Below are 17,347 nucleotides of genomic sequence, written 5' to 3' on the forward strand. Positions count from 1 at the left end.
GGACGGCGGAGGGCGCCCTCCTTTTCGGGGGGCGCCCTCCGCCGTCGCATACGGGCCGGTTTACGGCTCGAACTTGTACCCCAGGCCCCGCACCGTCACCAGGTAGCGCGGTGCACCCGGGTCGGGCTCGATCTTGGCGCGCAGACGCTTGACGTGGACGTCGAGGGTCTTGGTGTCGCCCACGTAGTCCGCGCCCCAGACCCGGTCGATCAGCTGCATACGGGTCAGGACCCGGCCCGCGTTGCGCAGCAGCATCTCCAGCAGGTCGAACTCCTTGAGCGGAAGGTCGACCTTGCCGCCGGAGACCGTGACGACGTGGCGGTCCACGTCCATCCGGACCGGGCCCGCCTCCAGTGCGGCCGGCGTGACCTCCTCCGGCTCGCCGCGGCGGCGCAGCACCGCACGGATGCGGGCGACGAGTTCCCGCGAGGAGAACGGCTTGGTGACGTAGTCGTCGGCTCCTATTTCCAGGCCGACGACCTTGTCGATCTCGCTGTCCTTGGCCGTGACCATGATCACGGGGACGTTGGACCTGCTGCGCAGCTGACGGCAGACCTCCGTACCGGGCAGGCCCGGCAGCATCAGGTCGAGCAGCACGAGGTCGGCGCCGTTGCGCTCGAACTCGTCAAGCCCGTCCGGGCCCGTGGCCGCGATGGCGACCTCGAAACCCTCCTTGCGGAGCATGTAGGACAGGGCGTCGCTGAAGGATTCCTCATCCTCGACGACAAGCACTCGGGTCACGGAAGGACCTCCGGGGCAGGGAATGGATCAAGGGTGTCGGGGTGAGCGGGTCCGCAGGGGCCCTCGTCGCCGTTGACGATGAGCGGTCCGCCCGAGCTGCGGTCCCGTTCCCGTACGGAGCCCGCTTCGGGCAGCCGCAGGGTGAAAGTGGAGCCCTGGCCCTCCGAGCTCCAGACCGTGACCTCCCCGCCGTGCGAGGCGGCCACGTGCTTGACGATGGCGAGGCCGAGGCCGGTGCCACCGGTGGCCCGTGAGCGGGCCGGGTCGACGCGGTAGAAGCGTTCGAAGACCCGCTCGCGGTCCTTCTCCGAGATACCGATGCCCTGGTCGGTCACGGCTATCTCGATCTGGTCCCCGCCGGGTACGGACAGTCGCCTGGCGGCGATGCCCACTCGGGTACGGGCGGGGCTGTAGTTGACGGCGTTCTCGACGAGGTTGCCGAGCGCCGCTGCGAGCTGGCCGCGGTTGCCCCAGATGCGGAGCTCCGCGGTGCCGCCCGCTGCCATGGTGATCTGCTTCGAGCCGGCCTGCTGGCGGCAGCGGTCGATGGCCTCGGCCACCAGCTCGTCCACCCGGACCGGCTCGGCGTCCTCCAGCGGGTCGTCGTTCTGCACCCGGGAGAGGTCGATGATCTCCTGTACGAGGTTGGTCAGCCGGGTCGCCTCGATCTGCATCCGCCCCGCGAACCGCTCCACCGCCTCCGGGTCGTCGGAAGCGTCCATCACGGCCTCGGAGAGCAGGGAGAGCGCGCCGACCGGGGTCTTGAGCTCATGGCTGACGTTGGCGACGAAGTCGCGCCGTACCGCTTCTATGCGGCGGGCCTCGGTGAGGTCCTCGACCAGCAGGAGCACCAGACGGGAGCCCAGCGGGGCGACCCGGGCGGAGACCGCGAGGGCCTCGCCGCGGCCCGTACCGCGCCTGGGGAGGTCTAGTTCGACCTGCCGTATCTCACCGTCCCGGCGGGTGTCCCTGGCCATGTTCAGCATCGCGTCGACAGCGAGCCGCCCGCCCCTGACCAGGCCCAGCGCATAGGCGGCGGAGCTGGCCTTGACCACGCTGTCGCTCTCGTCGAGCACGACCGCGGAGGAGCTGAGCACGGACAGGACCGTGTCCACCCCCGGGGGCAGCGGGGCATTGCTGTCGGGCCGCAGGGAGGTGCGCGTCGGCTTCTTCTGGTCGCGCTCGCTCCAGCGGAACGCCAGCATGGCGATCACGCCGGTACACGCACCGCCGATCGCCGCAGCTGCGGCGACTGCCGCGTTCACGTCCATACGTCAAGGTTATGCGGGTCCGGGAGGACTCTCCCAGCCATCCGAGTGCGGATCCGAACACTCGTCGCCCAGAGTTCACCGAGGAGCAAGGGTTGGTTCACTTGGGCGGCCGGAAGCCGACGCGTACGCCGCCCATGGTGGCAGCGTGGGGTTCATAACCTGGCCCCGGCCTTAGTGAGGACTGGAGAGGGACTTCCATGCGTGACGCGTACCACGAGGAACTCGACTCGATCGGCGAGGGACTGGTCGAGATGGCCCGGCTCGTCGGGTCGGCGATCGGCCGGGCGACGACGTCCATGCTCGATGCCGATCTCAAGCTCGCGGAGAGCGTGATCGCCGCGGACCAGAAGGTCGACGACCTCCAGCACGACCTGGAGGCGCGGGCCATCGCCCTGCTCGCGCGCCAGCAGCCCGTGGCGACGGATCTGCGGATCGTGGTCACCTCGCTGCGGATGAGCGCCGATCTGGAGCGCTCGGGCGACCTCGCCCAGCATGTCGCCAAGCTGGCCCGGCTGCGGTTCCCGGAATCGGCGGTGCCGCACGACCTGCACGCCACCATTCTGGAGATGGGGCAGCTGGCGCAGCGCCTGATGGCCAAGGCGGCCGAGGTGATCATCACCAAGGACGTCGATCTGGCGCTCCAGCTGGAGCAGGACGACGACGAGATGGACCTGCTGCACCGCACGCTGTTCCAGCACCTGATGGACGACCGCTGGAAGCACGGCATCGAGACGGCCGTCGACGTGACGCTGCTCGGCCGCTACTACGAGCGCTTCGCCGACCATGCGGTGTCGGTCGCCAAGCGCGTGGTCTACCTGGTGACGGGCGAGCACGCCGACGAGATCCAGCAGCAGACAACGGTGGAGGGCGCGTAGCGGCGTACGCCGTCGCATCCCGTCGCACATGTGTCTCTGCGCGTGTGCGCCGTTGATGCGCCCGCCCGGTTGGGCATGCAATGGGGTGGGGCGGCACGCCTTGTCCGTACGCCCCGGTCGTACGCGCGTCGTCGTGGCGTGCGGCCCTGTCGTGCGCAATGAGGAGGAACCATGGCCGATTCCCCCACGACCGACCCCCAGCAGGAGGCACCCGCTGAAGTGGTGCACCTGACCGTGCTCGGCGCCTGCGGCTGCGGCTCGGGCTGCGGATGCGGATGCCAGTCCGGGGCCCCGTGCCAGTGCGGTGGCTGCTGCGGCTGACCGGCGGGCCTGCACGGAGCCGAAAAGGCGCCCCGCGCGGAGCGGACTGCTCCGCGCGGGGCGCCCTTCGTGTGCCGATGCGGCGCCGGGCGGCGTCCGCGCGTCCCTTAGGAGGGTGTTGAAGATCTTGGCCGGATCAGGGAGCGGCGTTCGGTGCGTGCAGCTGCAAGGCGCCGGAGCGCCCACATAGCGGAGCTATTAGGGCGTTTCGGCAACGCCGCAGATGTGCGTGCCGGGCGTCGCGAGCCCGGCCAAGATCTTCAGCACCCTCCTAGACGGAAGGCCCGGGCCCGGCATCGGCGTCGACCCCGGGACCGACCGGGACGACATCCCCCGCATCCCGGCCACTTGTCGTCACCGTCCGGCCGCTCTCCGCCACCCGGCTGCCCTCCGGCGCCGCCGCCCCGTCCTCCCCCGGCAGATTCCGCATCAGCAGCCAGTACCCGAGCGCGGCCCCGGTACCCAGGACCCCACACGTCCCCCACAGCCACTGGGCTCCGAACCGGTCGATCACCACACCCGACATCAGCGGTGCGACCAGCGCCGCCGCGGACCAGGACATCGTGTACATGCCCTGGTAGCGGCCGCGGCCCTGAGCGGGCGAGAGCCGGACCACCAGACCGGTCTGGACGGGCGAGTTGACGATCTCGGCGACCGTCCAGACGCAGATGGTCAGCGCGTACACGGCGACCGAACCGGCGAACGCGGTGAGCCCGAATCCGTACCCCGCCAGCAGCGACGACACGATGAGCAGCCGACGCGGATCACGGTGCTGGATGAAGCGGGTGACCGGGATCTGGAGCAGCACGATCAGCACACCGTTGACGGCGACGGCGGTGCCGAAGTCGGAGCTGGAGAACCCATCCGCCCCCATGGCCACCGGCAGCCCCACGTACCCCTGTTGGAAGATCAGGGCGATGACGAAGGACAGTCCGACGACGCTCATGAACCGCCCGTCGCGCAGCACGGTGGAGAGTCGGACCTCGTCGGCGCCGGTGACCGCATGCCCGGCCGGCGCCGACTTCTCCGGCCGTGACTCGGGCACCTTCATGAAGACGACGAAGGCGCAGACGAGCGTCATCGCGGCCTCCCCGAGAAACCCGGCGAGGTAGCTGTACTCGGCGACGAACCCGGCCCCGGCCGAGGAGACGGCGAAGCCCAGATTGATCGCCCAATAGTTGAGCGAGAAGGCCCGCACCCGGTCCTCGGGCCGGACGATGTCGGCCATCATGGCCTGTACGGCGGGCCGCGAGGCGTTGCTGGCCATGCCGACGACGAAGGCGACGGCCGCGATCGCCACCGGATGGACCATGAACCCGAGCACGGCCACGGACACGGCGGTCGAGGTCTGCGCGATGAGCATGGTGGGCCGGCGGCCCAGCCGGTCGGTCATCACCCCCGCCCCGAGCGAGGAGACGACCCCGCCGAGCCCGTGCAGCGCGGCGACCAGACCGGCGTACGAGGCGGAGTAGCCCCGGTCGAGGGTCAGGTAGAGCGCCATGAAGGTGGCGACGAACGCCCCGAGGCGGTTGACCAGCGTGCTGGTCCACAGCCACCAGAACTCCCTGGGGAGACCGGACACGGATTCACGTGCGGCCCGTCTGAGACCGGCGACAGACATACGGAATCCCCCCAGGGAAGTACGGAACGGACACCGACGGTAAGAGGCCCGTCGGCAATCCGAACATTACGAATCCCGGATTCCGGTCCGCCAGTCAATTGACGCCGGCCGTCAATCGTCACGCCCCCGGCCTCTCACCCGCCCCGCCTGTCCGCCCTGTGACCGGCCGCGCAGCGCCCGTACGGCTTCGATTACGCTCGGGCCCATGGCCGACGCACCGTACAAGCTGATCCTCCTCCGCCACGGCGAGAGCGAATGGAACGCGAAGAACCTGTTCACCGGTTGGGTGGACGTCAACCTCACGGAGAAGGGCGAGAAGGAGGCAGTCCGCGGCGGTGAGCTGCTCAAGGACGCCGGCCTGCTCCCCGATGTCCTGCACACCTCCCTCCAGAAGCGCGCCATCCGCACCGCGCAGCTCGCGCTGGAATCCGCGGACCGCCACTGGATCCCCGTCCACCGCTCCTGGCGGCTGAACGAGCGCCACTACGGTGCCCTGCAGGGCAAGGACAAGGCGCAGACGCTCGCCGAGTTCGGCGAGGAGCAGTTCATGCTCTGGCGCCGCTCGTACGACACCCCGCCGCCCGCCCTCGAGGACGGCACCGAGTTCTCCCAGAGCGACGACCCGCGCTACGCGACGATCCCGCCGGAGCTGCGCCCGCGCACCGAGTGCCTCAAGGACGTCGTCGTCCGCATGCTGCCGTACTGGTACGACGGCATCGTCCCGGACCTCCTGGCCGGCCGCACGGTCCTGGTCGCCGCCCACGGCAACAGCCTCCGCGCCCTGGTCAAGCACCTCGACGGCATCTCCGACGCCGACATCGCGGGCCTGAACATCCCGACCGGCATCCCGCTCGCCTACGAGCTGGACGCCGACTTCCGCCCGGTCAAGCCGGGCGGCACGTACCTCGACCCGGACGCGGCGAAGGCCGCCATCGAGGCCGTGAAGAACCAGGGCAAGAAGAAGTAAGACGGACTGATCAAGCCCCCTATCTGCGAGTTCTCCGCCGGTAGGGGGCTTGCTGCTGTGCTGGGGCCGTCTCTGGGCCGTGAGCTGCTCGACCGGGCCGCCAGGCGACAGGACCAGGGGAATGCGGTTCCGGCTGCTGCCTCAGCTCTGCCTGTTCTCCTGCATCGCGCAGGGCCGCGACCGCTTTCTCGGCGGTCTCTTCCGGAATGCGGTCGAGAATCACGACAGGGGCTTGATCCACCAGGACCTTGCTACGCCAGAGGCTCAGTCCAGTCATCCGGCGTACGACCTGGGCCAGTGGCCGCAGCCGCGGAAGAAGCAGCGGGGCAAGGAGTCCCGGCTCGATCCCTACAAGTCGCTGATCGACGGCATGCTGCGGGCTGACCTGGACGCTCCTCCCGAACAGCGGCACACTACCCAGCGCATCTATGACCGCTTGGTGGAGAGCCACCGGCTTGTCACCCTCGGCGCGCCCCCTGGGTGATGTAGCGGTAGAGCAGATTGAGTCTGCCGATGTATTCGAGCTCGCGCGCCGCTCTGTCCCGTGCGTGGGTGAACGAGGTCTCCACCCTGAAGGCCGTTTGAGTGACTGGAGCGTCACCTTCTGCACGCGGACACGCAACGTGTGGTGCGATGCCCACGTGAAATCCGGGGGTCGGGCTCGGAAAGCGACGCCCGCCCTGGATCCGTGGACGATCGAAGGGAAGCCCATGGTGCTCCGTGTGCTGGCCGCGACTGGTGTCGCCACATCATTGTTCGGCTCGTCGGCCTTCGGCGGCAGCCCGTTCCCGCCGCCGGACCGGATCGTCATCGACACCGTGGCGGTCAACGGTTCCGGCTGCCCGGCGGGGACGGCCGCCGTGACCGTGTCCCCTGACAACACCGCCTTCACCGTCACCTACAGTAACTACCTCGCCCAGGTGGGGCCCGGGTCGGCGCCGACCGACCGGAAGAAGGACTGTCAGCTCAACCTGCGAGTGCACGTCCCCGGTGGCTACACCTACGCGATCGTGTCCGCCGACTACCGCGGCTTCGCGTCACTGGCGCCGGGTGCGTCCGGGACCCAGCGGGCCAGCTACCACTTCCAGGGCAACGCCCACACCACCAACTCGACCCATCACTTCAAGGGCGGGTTCAACGGCAACTGGCAGACGACCGACACCGTGGACGTCGCCTCCCGGGTCTTCGCCCCCTGCGGGGAGGAGCGCAACCTCGACATCAACACTGAACTGCGGGTCGAGCGCGGCACTTCGAGCCCGAGCGCCACCAGCTTCATGGAGATGGACTCGACGGACGGCAGGATCAAAACCGTGCACCACCTGGCCTGGAAGCGGTGTCGGTGATCTCCTGGCGCTGCGATCGGCGGGTGCGTCCAGGCCGACGGCTCTCGTAATCGGTGGTAGCACTGTGTGGTGATCGCTGGGGGGAGTGCGCTGGCGGAGCAGGTCGACGGTGGCCCAGGACGGAGGAGGAGTACCGGGCCCGTCCGGCCCGTCGATCCGCATCACGGCGTGGAAGTGGATCGCCCCGCGCTTCTGGAACTCCGCGACTTTGCCGTATGAGAGCCGGGCCGATTCCTTCAGTTCCACCTGCGTGAGTCCGGCGCGAGCCGCGATCTCCCGTCGGAGGCGAGTGGTGAAGGGCGACAGCCAGGCCGCCCGCCTCCGCAAAGGATCGCGCGGCGGACGGCCACCGGGCTTCGACGAAGAGCGGTACAAGAAACGCGACAGCGTCGAGCGGGCCATCAACAAGTTCAATCACGCACGGGCCGTGGCGACTCGCTACGACAAGCGCGGGTAAGCCTTCCTCGGCACCGCGACCGCAGCAGCCGTCGTCATCCGGCTTCGAGCCTGATCGCCCTCACCAGGCCGGAGGCCGAGACTGGTCGCCACCCTCGATCTCCTTCGGCCAGTCAATGGGGCGGCTGTCCGTCCTGCTCAGGATCCCGGGGTCGGGTGGGAACTCTTCGTCGTGCGGTCCGGACCAATAGGCCCGCCGCGTGCGCGGAAGGGGTATCTCCACCAGTTTGCCGTCGTGGATCATCCACAGCCCGAAACAGTCGTCCTCCTCGTCATGGATCAGGACCTGCACCGTCTCCGGCCGGGGCCACGGCAAGGCCTCCAGGTGCTTCAACAACCCGGATCTACTGCCCATCCGCACGAACTCCGCACCCCAGCCGAACCCCCAGTTTCCGCCGGGCAGCATCTCGAAGAACGCTCCGTTCCAGGTGCGTGTGTCGTCGCGCCGCGTCAGTGGCTCCATGACCTCGTCCGCGTCCTGCGCCAGCACGATGACCTCAGCAATTCTGCTCATGCCGGAATACCACCGTGAACCACGGATGCACCGCAACTGAGATCTACTGCAGGTCAGAAGTCGAATCAGGGCAGCACTTGAGAACGACGTCGCCTTTGGCCATGCTCGCCCGGACAGGTCCTGGTACCGCGCGGCAGACACGCCAAGTACGACGGGGCGGGAAGGTGGAACCGGCCGGATTCGAACCGGCGTCCTCGCGATTTTGGAGACCGCGCGCGACGACCTCTGCGCTACGGCTCCGCCCCGTCCGCCATCCTACGGACTCCCGCTGCTGCCAAGGTGCCCGTGCCCCTGCCGTGCCCGGTCGGACAGGAACTGACGGGTGGTCACGGTGATTGACGGACAGCCCGCAAGAGAATGACCCCCGACCGATTCACCTGGTCAGGGGCCGTTCATCTGCGGTGGGTGTGGGTTTTGAACCCACGGTGACATCGCTGCCACGACGCCTCGTGGGGCTGCTCCACGTGCTCGTGGATGAGGCGATCCGCTGATCTGGCGGGGCAGTACTTCCCGGAGCCGGGACTCGAACGCCACCGCGGCCGGCCTCCCGGCGGAAGGGCTCCAGTCGCTCGCAGAACTCCCGGAGGTGGCCGACGACTTGCTGCGAGCTGACGGCCGCCGCCGGGCGCAGGGCTTTCATCGCCGTGTGGCACGCCTCGTCGAGGGCCGTCCAAGGCCACTCGGCAGCGGCCGATGATGACTGCTCGGACGAGGCCGCGCGAGGCCCGGACCAGCGAAGACCCAGGTCGCCAGGAGCGGCGGCAAGACCTTGGGCCAAGTAGTAGGGCCCGACCTGAACGAGCCTCCCCTGCCTGGGGTTTGCGTCAGGGGGCCTGATTCGCCGTCCCTGACTGTGGGGGCAGCGCCCCCGCCCCCGCGCTTCGTCACACCCCCGGCAGCTCGGACAACTCTCGTTCCCGCCCCTTGCCCTCCGCACCCAACACCCGCCCGATGCGCGCCGCCAGCGAGTCCCAGGGGCGGCACGCAACCACCGGCAGTGTGTGCAAAGACGCCTGGTCGCCCAGCCATCGCGAGTACTCCGCACTGACCTGCGCCCGATGCCGCTGCTCTCCGCTTCCGGGCTCCCGGGAGCGGTAGTTGGCGGTGATCTGGTCCACGTCCCCCTCGTGCAGAAACACCGCCCGCACGCGGCGGCCGGCCGCCCGGCCCTCGTGGATCGCCGCCGCAGCGGCGGCCGGGGTGAGGTAGTCGCCCTCGATCACGGCGGGTACGTCGACGGTCAGGCGGTTGCGTACGACTCCCAACACCGCGGGCTCCAGCGCCCTGGCGGTCGCGATCTGAAGGTCCAGCACCTGCTCGGTGGCGAGTTGCGCAGTGTCAGTGATGTCGTCGAAGTGGTGGAGAGCGGGGTGGTGTTCAGCCGTCGTCATGGCCTCGACGGCGCTGACGACGTCGTCGAATTCGACCATGAATCCTTTTGCCTCAGCGGCCAGTTGCGCGGCGACCCGGCTCTTGCCGACGCCGGACGCCCCGCCGAGAAGCAATATGTCCCACGATGTTCCTGTCACGGGGCGAACGTATCGCGTGGGCTCCGCGTCGGTCGCGCGCCCTGGCGCTACCGTGGCCCGAGCACCGGCCCGCACATGGGCGGAGCCGATCGGACGGGCCGTGCGGAGAGAGCAAGGAGAGCGGGGAGAGCAATCATGGGCGAGCCCCTGAAGACCTTCGTCGGCGGCGCCGAAGTCGACGTGCCCAACAGCATTCCGGACATCCGGGCCACCCTGCCCGAGGAGAGACGTGAGGAGTTCGACCGCGCCATCAACGACGCCGGTGTGAGCGAGATCCAGGCGGTCATGCGGCACTGGATGCTGGAGGCCGTACCCGATCCGGAGGCCGAGAAGATCCTGGACCGGCTGGCGCAGGACGAGGCCGAGAGGCGGACCGTCGCTTGAGTTTCCGCATCTCCTACGCCCCGCCGGCCGACGACACCCTGGCCAAGATGCGCGACAGCGCGGTCTTCCGGGACGAGATGGCGCGCACCCTGGGCCTCGACCCGTACGGGCACGGGTCGTCGGCCGTCAAGAGCGAGCGCGACCGCCGCGAGGCGACGGTCGCCGGGGCGATCGTGCTCTATTACGTCTCCGGGTCCGTCCTGATCGTCACCGTGGTGAGGCTCGTCCCGCTGCCCTGAACCATCACCGAACCGAGGGGATGCCTCGGGGCGAGCCGCGCCCGGCCCCTTACGCCAGCTTCGCGGCCTGGGCCTCGACCACCGCGGTCGGCAGCTCGAAGCTCTCGCCCCCGCCCATCGCGGCCAGGTTCATCGAGGAGAACGAGGCGAACGAGGGGCCCTGGCGCATGGCCACGAGCTTGAACTGGATCTTCTCGCCGCCCTGCTCCACCTGCACCGTCCAGGCGGCCGCGTCCTCCCCGCCCTTGATCTGCTCCTCGGTGATCTTGCTGACCTTCTGCTTCTCACCGGCAGCCGTGAAGTCGAACCCGCCCGCGCAGTCGGTGGCGGCGGTGCGCAGCGAGGCGACCGACTCCTCCGCGCCCTTGCCGTCGTACGAGCCGAGGGCCAACTGCGTCGTCGTGATGTCGAACGCCGCCTTGAACGCGTCTTCGGCATCCGCGCCGTCCTGCTTGTCCATGCTGCCCTTCTTGGGCTCGCTGACGACCGTCCGCTTGGTGAACGCCGCGGGCTCACCGACCTGCGCCCCCATCAGCGCGTCGGCGAACGGGGCGCAGACCTCCTTCTCGACCTTGATGTCGTCGCCGGAGATCACGTCCTTGGCCGCAGCCTTGGCGATCTTGTGCCCCTTGACGTCGCCCTGGGCCAGCGCTGCCTTCTCCAGCTCGGCGGCGGTCAGTGCCTTGGCGGCCGGCTTCGCGGCGGCGGACTCCTTGCCCTTGGCATCCGCCCCCTTGTCACCGGAACCGGAGTCCGATCCGCCGCCGCAGGCGGTGGCGAGCAGGGCCAGGGACACCGCGGTGGCGGCAACGGCGGTACGGCGTATGGCGGTGGATCGCATGGTCCGGTCCGTCTCTCTGAGCTGGGTCTTCGGGTTTTGCTCACTCTATGGGCGGCAGTTGGTTTGACGATCAATCAACCAGGGCACGGCATGTGATCGTGATGGCGCCGTGATCATCCTGTGAAAACGCTGTCCGTCGCCGCGAGCCGGATCGAATACCGATACAGAGGGCAATTCATCCCATGCAGTCAGAAGACACAACCTCGGCCGTTCTGCGGTCCGTTGGCGTGACGAAGGACCGGATCGCCTCGGTCGCACCCCTCGCCGGAGGCACGTTCAACACCGTCACCCGGGTTTCTCTCACCGACGGCAGCGACTGGGTGGTGAAGATACCGCCGCCCACGACCGACGGAACCCTGATGAGTTACGAACGCGATCTGCTGGTCAACGAGGTCGAGTTCTACAGCCGCGCGGGCGATTCGGCGGCAGTTCCCCGTGTCCTGCACAGCGAACTCGACCCGGACGCCCCGACCGGTCCGTACGTGATCATGTCGGCCTGCCCGGGCCGGCCCTGGTACGACATCTCCGGCGCCGGGGGCGACCGCGTCCTGTCCGACGCCGAGGAGCGCCGGCTCAGGAACGAACTGGGGCGGATCGTCGCCCGGCTGCACTCCGTCACGGGCACCGGCGGATTCGGCTATCCGGCCGGGGCGTTGGGCCCACCGGCCCCGACCTGGCGGCAGGCGTTCACAGCGATGACGGACGCCGTACTCGCCGATGCGGACACCTACCGCGCCCGGCTGCCGCGCCCTGCAGCCGATATCCGCGCGCTGATCGCCGCCGCCTCGCCCGTACTCGGCGACGTCACCCGGCCCGCCCTGGTCCACTTCGACCTGTGGCAGGGCAACCTGCTCGTCGACGGGGAGCCCGGCGCGCGCACCATCGGCGGGATCATCGACGGTGAGCGGATGTTCTGGGGCGACCCGGTCGCGGACTTCGTATCGCTCGCCCTGTTCGCGAACGTGGAGGAGGACGAGGACTTCCTCGCCGGGTACGGGAGCGGGAGCGGGCAGCCGTTGGTGTTCGACGCGTCCGTGCGGCTGCGGCTCGCGCTCTACCGCTGCTATCTCTACCTGATCATGCTGGTGGAGACCGTTCCGCGCCGCGTTCCCCAGGAGCACCTCGACCAGGTGTGGAAGGAAGTCGGTCCGCAGCTCGAAACGGCACTGGCGGACGTGGAAGCGGCACTGCGGGCCCGGGACTGACCGCAGCGCCGCCTCCCCCCTCAGCCGACCAGCGCCCGCTGTGCCTCGTACAGATTCCGCGGCCGCCCCGGCCCCGCCCCCGGAGTTCCGTACGCCTCCAGGCGGCTGTGCAGATCGCCCGTGAAGTCCGACTTGTCGATCTGGCCGAACGGGCGGACCGTACTGATCGCGACCGTCGCGCTGTACGGGGCCACCTCGTCGATCTTCACGCAGCCCGCCCGCTCGTTGGTGACCGTCACGTTCCAGTGCGCGAACCGCGCCCCGTACAGCGGCCCCGCGTCCGCGCTGCCGCCGTGCGCCCCGTCGTTGAGGATCGTCACCTCGGTGCGCACATTGCCGAATGGCAGGCCCCGGTGGCTGTCGAACGTACCGGCGTCCATCCTGCCCCTGGACCACACATTGCCGCAGGACAGGCCCTCCACATTGATGCCGTGGTGGCCGGAGCCCGGGGTCGGGACCTCGGTGAACGCGTCGATCGCGAAGTCCGTGACCAGGTTGTCGTGCGACTGCTCGCGGCAGGCGTACGAGTGGTGGTAGCCGCGCCCCGAGGCCCGGGTGCGGCTCATCGTGCAGCCCTTCGCCGAGACGAGCAGGAAGCCGTTGTCGCCGTTGACGACATGGATGTCGTCCGCCCAGCAGTCCCAGGTGCACTGCATCACCAGGCCGTTGTAGCCCTTGTCCTGGAGGTGCTTGGGCCGGACGGTCTTCACCAGGTCGATCGTGATCCCCTCGACGCCCGACCCGGTCATCAGATGCGGTACGCCGGAGATCCGCGGCCGCCAGCCGGCCCGCACAGGAAGGGGCAGCGGCTGGGCGAGGCGGACCCGGCGGCCGTGCACCGAGGCGATACGGACCGGCCAGTTGAACGGGGCGTAGGACAGCAGCTTGGTCTTGTCCGACCAGGTGTACGTGGCTGTCCCGTCGACGTCCCCGCACATCGCGGCGAGCAGTGAGTGCTCGGTGTCGTCGTCGAGCTGGAGCATCACCCGGGCGCCGGGGCGCAGTCGCGAGGCGTCCGCGACGGTCACGGTGAAGTCGCCGCGCGCGGCAGGCACGACGATGTCGGTGAGGGGGACCGCCTCGTTCGCGTCGTTGCCGGTCCAGCCCTCGAACGGCCAGTTCTGTGCCTTGATCGCCCCGGTCAGCGCCTCGTAGCGGTCCTTGGGGCAGAGCCAGACGAGGCCGCCGGACCAGCTCCACGAGGAGTTGGGGCTGTTCCCGTACCGGCTGCGGTTGATGCCGATGATCTCTTCGAGGGAGCGTGTCGCGTGCAGCACGGTACGCCCGCTGCCCGCACCGCGGAGCACGACGTTGTCGTGGCCGATCCGGATGATGTCGTCGATGCGGTACGTGCCCGGCGGGATCAGGACCGTTCCGCCGCCGGCCCGGCCGACTCGTTCGATCGCTGCGTTGATCACGGGTGCGGCGTCGGCCGAGCCGTCCGGCCGGGCGCCGTCGTGCAGCACGTTGGCCCGGACGCGGGGGTGCGGGCGTTTGCGGCTGCCGTGGCCGTATCCCGCTGTCCCGACCCAGGGAATCTGCGGGTGGTTGTAGCGGTTGCGCAGGAACTCCGTCCACAGGGTGGGGATTTCGGCCGCCCCCGCAGGGGCCGGCAGCGCGGCGCCGGTGGCGGTGGCGGTGCCGGCCGCAGTCGACCGGCTCGCGGCGGATGCCGTCCCGCTGCCGGTGATGCCGGTGGCCGCCGCTGCGGCGACGGCCACCGTGCTGCCGAGCAGTCCACGTCTGCTGATGTTCCCCATGGTCGCCATGAATCCGATCCGCCTTTCATGTACGTGAATGACGTTCATGTCTGCGTCGGCGGCGAGCATGCCACGGCGCCCCGGCACGGCGAAAGAGTCGTGCACCGGGGAATCCCCAGGGGAGGTCGGTCAGTTGAGCCAGCGGATCGAGCCTCGGCCCAGTTCTCGGACCAGTCGATCGAGACTCGACCCGGAGGTCAGCCGACGGGGCGTTGGGTCAGGTGTGTGAACGCGTCCAGGTTCCGCGTGGACTCGCCGCGCGACACCCGCCACTCGTACTCCTTGCGGATCGCGCTCGCGAAGCCCAGCTCCAGCAAGGTGTTGAACGAGCCGTCGGCCGCTTCGAGGACCGTGCCTAGCAGCCGGTCCAGCTCCTGCGGGGTGACCACGGAGAGCGGCAGCTTGCCGACCAGATAGATGTCGCCGAGCTGGTCGATCGCGTAACTCACGCCGAAGAGGCGGAGGTTGCGCTCCAGCAGCCAGCGGTGCACCGCCGCGTCGTTCTCGTCCGGGTGACGGACGACGAAGGCGTTGAGAGAGAGCGAGTGCTTGCCGACGCGCAGCGAGCAGGTGGTGGACAGCTTCCGCGTGCCGGGCAGCTTGACGACGTAGCTGCCGGGTTCGGGGCTCTCCCATTCGAGCTCGGCGTCCTTCAGGGTCGCCTCGATGATCTGCGCGACCTGCGCGACCTGCGTCGTCACCGCTTCATCGGGTACGTCAGCCATGGTGCGAGCGTACGCGACGGCGGTGTTCGTGCATCGCGGCCGTGTACACGTCGGCGGTCGCGGACGCGGCGGTGTCCCAGCCGAAACCCCGGGCGTGTGCGGCGGCCGCCGCACCCATTCGGGCGACCAGCTCCGGCGCCTCGGCGAACCGGCCCAGCGCCTGCGCGTACGCCTGCGGGTCGTGCCCGGGTATCAGGAAGCCGCTGACCCCGTCCCGCACCGCCACCGGAAGACCGCCCACGGCCGCCGCGACGACCGGGGTGCCCGCCGCCTGGGCCTCGATGGCGACCAGGCCGAAGGACTCGCTGTACGAGGGCATGACCAGCACGGACGCGGCCCGGAACCAGTCGGCGAGCTGGTCCTGCCCGACCGGCGGCTGGAACCGTACGACATCGGCGATGCCCAGCCGCGCCGCCAGCTTCTGCAGCCCCTCCGGTTTGGCGAGCCCGCTGCCGCTCGGACCGCCGACGACCGGTACGACCATCCGGCGGCGCAGCGAGGGGTCGCGGTCCAGCAGGACGGCGACGGCCCGCAGCAGCACGTCCGGGGCCTTCAGCGGCTGGATGCGGCCCGCAAAGAGCGGAATCAGGGCGTCCTTCGGCAGTCCGAGGCGCGCCCGGGCCGCGGCGCGTCCGTCGGCGGGGCGGAAGCGGTCGAGGTTGACCCCGGGGTGCACGACGGCGACGGACCCGGGATCGGCCTCGTAGAAGCGGATGAGCTCGTCCGCTTCCTCGGCGGTGTTCGCGATCAGCCGGTCGGCCGCGCTGACGATCTGGGTCTCGCCGATGACGCGGGCGGCGGGCTCGGGGGTGTCGCCCGCCGCGAGCGCCGCGTTCTTGACCTTCGCCATGGTGTGCATGGCGTGGACGAGCGGGACGCCCCAGCGCTGGGCGGCGAGCCAGCCGACATGACCGGAGAGCCAGTAGTGGGAGTGGACCAGGTCGTAGTAGCCGGGGCGCTGGCCGGCCCATGCCTGCATGACGCCGTGCGTGAAGGCACAGAGCTGGGCGGGCAGCTCCTCCTTGGCCAGACCCTCGTACGGCCCCGCGTCGACATGCCGGACCAGGACACCGGGCGCCAGCTCGACCGCCGGGGGCAGCCCGCCGGTGGTGGACCGGGTGAAGATCTCGACCTCGATATTGATCGCGGCGAGGCGCTTGGCCAGCTCCACGATGTAGACGTTCATGCCGCCCGCGTCACCCGTGCCCGGCTGATGCAGGGGCGAGGTGTGCACGGAGAGCATCGCGATGCGGCGAGGTTTGCGGTGACCGCCGGGGAAGGCGGCGGGGAACCTGAGGCGCGGCGCGACACGGCTGCTGCCGAGCCGGGAGACGTACTGACTCACGTCGTCCGGTCCTCCTCACTCAGGGCATGGCATCGAAGGGACCTGAGCCCCTTCGAGGGCTGCAACAGCGGAATCTCTCCTTTCATTTCCGCTTTACCAAATCATTGCAGTGAGGCGGCCGCATGGCGGGTCGGTGGTCCGGGCACCCCGCGCCGCCCACCGCACCGGGGCCGGGCACCCGCGCCGCCTTCCGCCCCCGTGGGATCGTTACGCTCGCTGTCATGCGCCCCATCGGCACCGCGACCCGCGGGACCACCAACCCGAACCGGCTCCGCCGCATGGACCGCTGGATCGCCGCCACCCACGGCCCGGCCCTGCGCCGCGCCGACACCCCCGTCGCCGTCGACCTCGGGTACGGCGCCGCCCCCTGGACCGCCGTCGAGTTGCTGCAGCGCCTGCGTACCGCCGAGCCGCGCACGACGGTGGTCGGCATCGAGATCGACCCGGAGCGGGTCGCGGCGGCGAAACCGTACGAACGCGAGGGCCTCACCTTTCTGCACGGCGGCTTCGAGATCCCGCTCCCCGAGCGCCCCGACCTCATCCGGGCAGCGAATGTGCTGCGCCAGTACGACGAGGGCGAGGTCGCCGCGGTCTGGCAGCGGCTTTGCGCGCGCCTGGCACCGGGCGGACTGCTGGTGGAGGGCACCTGCGACGAGATCGGGCGTCGGCACGTATGGGTGGCGCTCGGCCCGGAGGGCCCGCGCACCGTGACGTTCGCGACCCGGCTCGCCTCCCTGGACCGCCCCTCCGACCTCGCGGAACGCCTCCCCAAGGCGCTGATCCACCGCAATGTGCCGGGCGAACCGGTCCATGCGTTCCTGCGGGACTTCGACCGGGCGTGGGCCGCGGCAGCTCCGTACGCGTCACTGGGTGCCCGGCAGCGCTGGATCACGGCGGTGCGGGCGCTGTCGGGCGACTGGCCGCTGACGGACGGGGTACGGCGGTGGCGCCAGGGCGAAGTCACGGTGAAGTGGACCGCCCTCCAGCCCAACCGACAGCCCAACACGTACTGAACAGACCCGCCGGGCCCGCAAGCGGGGAGGCGGGCGGGAACGCGGACAGGGCATCGTTCGTCAGGACGATGGGGAGCAATTCCCGGGGCGTCGGTCGACCCGTGTGACCGTCAGGACAGCAGGTGTGTACCTCTGTTGCTTTTCGGTACGGCATGGCACGATCTCGTCATCGGCAAGAAGTTACTGACGGTAAATCA

At 69.7% G+C, this 17,347-nt stretch carries 18 protein-coding genes, 1 tRNA gene and 1 pseudogene; 8 read left to right on the plus strand and 12 right to left on the minus strand.

From position 1 onward, the window contains the following. Window positions 1–60 precede the first annotated feature (60 nt). Complete coding sequence (locus OG609_RS18555) at window positions 61–741, minus strand: response regulator transcription factor (protein WP_003968183.1); 681 nt, start codon at window positions 739–741, stop codon at window positions 61–63. Further along, window positions 738–2,012: a sensor histidine kinase gene (locus tag OG609_RS18560; RefSeq protein WP_327273856.1), complete on the minus strand. Its 1,275-nt coding sequence runs from the start codon at window positions 2,010–2,012 to the stop codon at window positions 738–740. Before OG609_RS18560 ends, OG609_RS18555 begins: the two co-directional genes overlap by 4 nt. Window positions 2,013–2,209: 197 nt before the next feature. Here OG609_RS18560 and phoU point away from each other — a divergent pair, with 197 nt between their 5' ends. After that, window positions 2,210–2,887, plus strand: coding sequence for a phosphate signaling complex protein PhoU (gene phoU / locus OG609_RS18565; RefSeq protein ID WP_327273857.1), 678 nt, complete (start codon window positions 2,210–2,212; stop codon window positions 2,885–2,887). 592 nt (window positions 2,888–3,479) lie between these two features. Here phoU and OG609_RS18570 read toward each other — a convergent pair. Beyond that, window positions 3,480–4,829 carry an MDR family MFS transporter gene (locus OG609_RS18570; protein WP_327273858.1) on the minus strand — a complete coding sequence of 450 codons (1,350 nt, stop codon included), beginning with the start codon at window positions 4,827–4,829 and terminating at the stop codon, window positions 3,480–3,482. A 205-nt stretch (window positions 4,830–5,034) separates the two neighbouring features. Between OG609_RS18570 and OG609_RS18575 the strand changes: the two genes are divergently transcribed. Then, the gene (locus OG609_RS18575; RefSeq protein WP_266747618.1) at window positions 5,035–5,796 is read left to right on the plus strand and encodes a phosphoglyceromutase; all 762 of its coding nucleotides are present in this window, start codon (window positions 5,035–5,037) and stop codon (window positions 5,794–5,796) included. A gap of 19 nt (window positions 5,797–5,815) precedes the next feature. On the opposite strand, the gene OG609_RS18580 is transcribed toward OG609_RS18575, so the two are convergent. Then, entirely contained in the window at window positions 5,816–6,607 is a 792-nt protein-coding gene (locus OG609_RS18580) for a ribosomal protein L7/L12 (RefSeq protein WP_327273859.1), read from the minus strand. Here OG609_RS18580 and OG609_RS18585 point away from each other — a divergent pair. Further along, window positions 6,510–7,139 (plus strand): DUF4360 domain-containing protein, encoded by a 630-nt coding sequence (locus OG609_RS18585; protein WP_385649204.1) that lies wholly within the window; start codon window positions 6,510–6,512, stop codon window positions 7,137–7,139. The genes OG609_RS18580 and OG609_RS18585 overlap by 98 nt on opposite strands. Window positions 7,140–7,234: 95 nt before the next feature. Here the strand turns inward: OG609_RS18585 and OG609_RS18590 are convergent. Continuing rightward, window positions 7,235–7,436 (minus strand): annotated as a pseudogene (locus OG609_RS18590) (replication initiator); the annotation flags it as partial. Between OG609_RS18590 and OG609_RS18595 the strand changes: the two are divergent. Continuing rightward, window positions 7,432–7,596: a hypothetical protein gene (locus OG609_RS18595; RefSeq protein ID WP_385649199.1), complete on the plus strand. Its 165-nt coding sequence runs from the start codon at window positions 7,432–7,434 to the stop codon at window positions 7,594–7,596. The pseudogene OG609_RS18590 and the gene OG609_RS18595 overlap by 5 nt on opposite strands. Window positions 7,597–7,656: 60 nt before the next feature. Here the strand turns inward: OG609_RS18595 and OG609_RS18600 are convergent, their stop codons facing one another. The 3 genes from OG609_RS18600 to OG609_RS18615 form a co-directional block, all read right to left on the minus strand. Next, window positions 7,657–8,109 (minus strand): hypothetical protein, encoded by a 453-nt coding sequence (locus OG609_RS18600; RefSeq protein ID WP_327273861.1) that lies wholly within the window; start codon window positions 8,107–8,109, stop codon window positions 7,657–7,659. A 165-nt stretch (window positions 8,110–8,274) separates the two neighbouring features. Continuing rightward, window positions 8,275–8,349 (minus strand) — tRNA-Trp (locus OG609_RS18605). A gap of 644 nt (window positions 8,350–8,993) precedes the next feature. After that, window positions 8,994–9,638: an AAA family ATPase gene (locus OG609_RS18615; RefSeq protein WP_327273862.1), complete on the minus strand. Its 645-nt coding sequence runs from the start codon at window positions 9,636–9,638 to the stop codon at window positions 8,994–8,996. A gap of 135 nt (window positions 9,639–9,773) precedes the next feature. Here OG609_RS18615 and OG609_RS18620 point away from each other — a divergent pair, with 135 nt between their 5' ends. Next, window positions 9,774–10,022, plus strand: a complete 249-nt coding sequence (locus OG609_RS18620; protein ID WP_114245784.1) for a hypothetical protein — start codon at window positions 9,774–9,776, stop codon at window positions 10,020–10,022. Beyond that, window positions 10,019–10,261, plus strand: coding sequence for a hypothetical protein (locus OG609_RS18625; protein ID WP_327273863.1), 243 nt, complete (start codon window positions 10,019–10,021; stop codon window positions 10,259–10,261). Before OG609_RS18620 ends, OG609_RS18625 begins: the two co-directional genes overlap by 4 nt. A 49-nt stretch (window positions 10,262–10,310) precedes the next feature. On the opposite strand, the gene OG609_RS18630 is transcribed toward OG609_RS18625, so the two are convergent. Further along, complete coding sequence (locus tag OG609_RS18630) at window positions 10,311–11,102, minus strand: hypothetical protein (protein ID WP_327273864.1); 792 nt, start codon at window positions 11,100–11,102, stop codon at window positions 10,311–10,313. A 182-nt stretch (window positions 11,103–11,284) separates the two neighbouring features. Between OG609_RS18630 and OG609_RS18635 the strand changes: the two genes are divergently transcribed. Continuing rightward, entirely contained in the window at window positions 11,285–12,307 is a 1,023-nt protein-coding gene (locus tag OG609_RS18635) for a phosphotransferase family protein (RefSeq protein ID WP_327273865.1), read from the plus strand. A 20-nt stretch (window positions 12,308–12,327) separates the two neighbouring features. Here OG609_RS18635 and OG609_RS18640 read toward each other — a convergent pair whose 3' ends face one another. The 3 genes from OG609_RS18640 to mshA form a co-directional block, all read right to left on the minus strand. Further along, complete coding sequence (locus tag OG609_RS18640) at window positions 12,328–14,115, minus strand: glycosyl hydrolase family 28-related protein (RefSeq protein ID WP_442818078.1); 1,788 nt, start codon at window positions 14,113–14,115, stop codon at window positions 12,328–12,330. 149 nt (window positions 14,116–14,264) lie between these two features. After that, the gene (locus OG609_RS18645; protein ID WP_327273866.1) at window positions 14,265–14,792 is read right to left on the minus strand and encodes a YbjN domain-containing protein; all 528 of its coding nucleotides are present in this window, start codon (window positions 14,790–14,792) and stop codon (window positions 14,265–14,267) included. Then, a complete protein-coding gene (mshA, locus tag OG609_RS18650; protein WP_327273867.1) occupies window positions 14,785–16,137 on the minus strand; it encodes a D-inositol-3-phosphate glycosyltransferase in 1,353 nt (450 codons plus the stop codon). The genes OG609_RS18645 and mshA overlap by 8 nt, the downstream gene beginning before the upstream one ends. 221 nt (window positions 16,138–16,358) lie before the next feature. Between mshA and OG609_RS18655 the strand changes: the two genes are divergently transcribed. After that, window positions 16,359–17,150, plus strand: a complete 792-nt coding sequence (locus tag OG609_RS18655) for a class I SAM-dependent methyltransferase (RefSeq protein ID WP_327273868.1) — start codon at window positions 16,359–16,361, stop codon at window positions 17,148–17,150. The last annotated feature ends 197 nt before the right edge of the window (window positions 17,151–17,347 follow it).

Origin of the sequence: Streptomyces sp. NBC_01224, from assembly GCF_036002945.1 — a bacterium.
Lineage (GTDB): Bacteria > Actinomycetota > Actinomycetes > Streptomycetales > Streptomycetaceae > Streptomyces.

Bases quoted from the DNA above. Each gene is read 5' to 3' on its own strand.
- OG609_RS18560 (WP_327273856.1), bottom strand. From the start codon at position 2,012: ATGGACGTGAACGCGGCAGTCGCCGCAGCTGCGGCGATCGGCGGTGCG.
- phoU (WP_327273857.1), top strand. From the start codon at position 2,210: ATGCGTGACGCGTACCACGAGGAACTCGACTCGATCGGCGAGGGACTG.
- OG609_RS18570 (WP_327273858.1), bottom strand. From the start codon at position 4,829: ATGTCTGTCGCCGGTCTCAGACGGGCCGCACGTGAATCCGTGTCCGGT.
- OG609_RS18575 (WP_266747618.1), top strand. From the start codon at position 5,035: ATGGCCGACGCACCGTACAAGCTGATCCTCCTCCGCCACGGCGAGAGC.
- OG609_RS18580 (WP_327273859.1), bottom strand. From the start codon at position 6,607: ATGACGATCCGGTCCGGCGGCGGGAACGGGCTGCCGCCGAAGGCCGAC.
- OG609_RS18600 (WP_327273861.1), bottom strand. From the start codon at position 8,109: ATGAGCAGAATTGCTGAGGTCATCGTGCTGGCGCAGGACGCGGACGAG.
- OG609_RS18620 (WP_114245784.1), top strand. From the start codon at position 9,774: ATGGGCGAGCCCCTGAAGACCTTCGTCGGCGGCGCCGAAGTCGACGTG.
- OG609_RS18630 (WP_327273864.1), bottom strand. From the start codon at position 11,102: ATGCGATCCACCGCCATACGCCGTACCGCCGTTGCCGCCACCGCGGTG.
- OG609_RS18635 (WP_327273865.1), top strand. From the start codon at position 11,285: ATGCAGTCAGAAGACACAACCTCGGCCGTTCTGCGGTCCGTTGGCGTG.
- OG609_RS18640 (WP_442818078.1), bottom strand. From the start codon at position 14,115: ATGAACGTCATTCACGTACATGAAAGGCGGATCGGATTCATGGCGACC.
- OG609_RS18645 (WP_327273866.1), bottom strand. From the start codon at position 14,792: ATGGCTGACGTACCCGATGAAGCGGTGACGACGCAGGTCGCGCAGGTC.
- OG609_RS18655 (WP_327273868.1), top strand. From the start codon at position 16,359: ATGCGCCCCATCGGCACCGCGACCCGCGGGACCACCAACCCGAACCGG.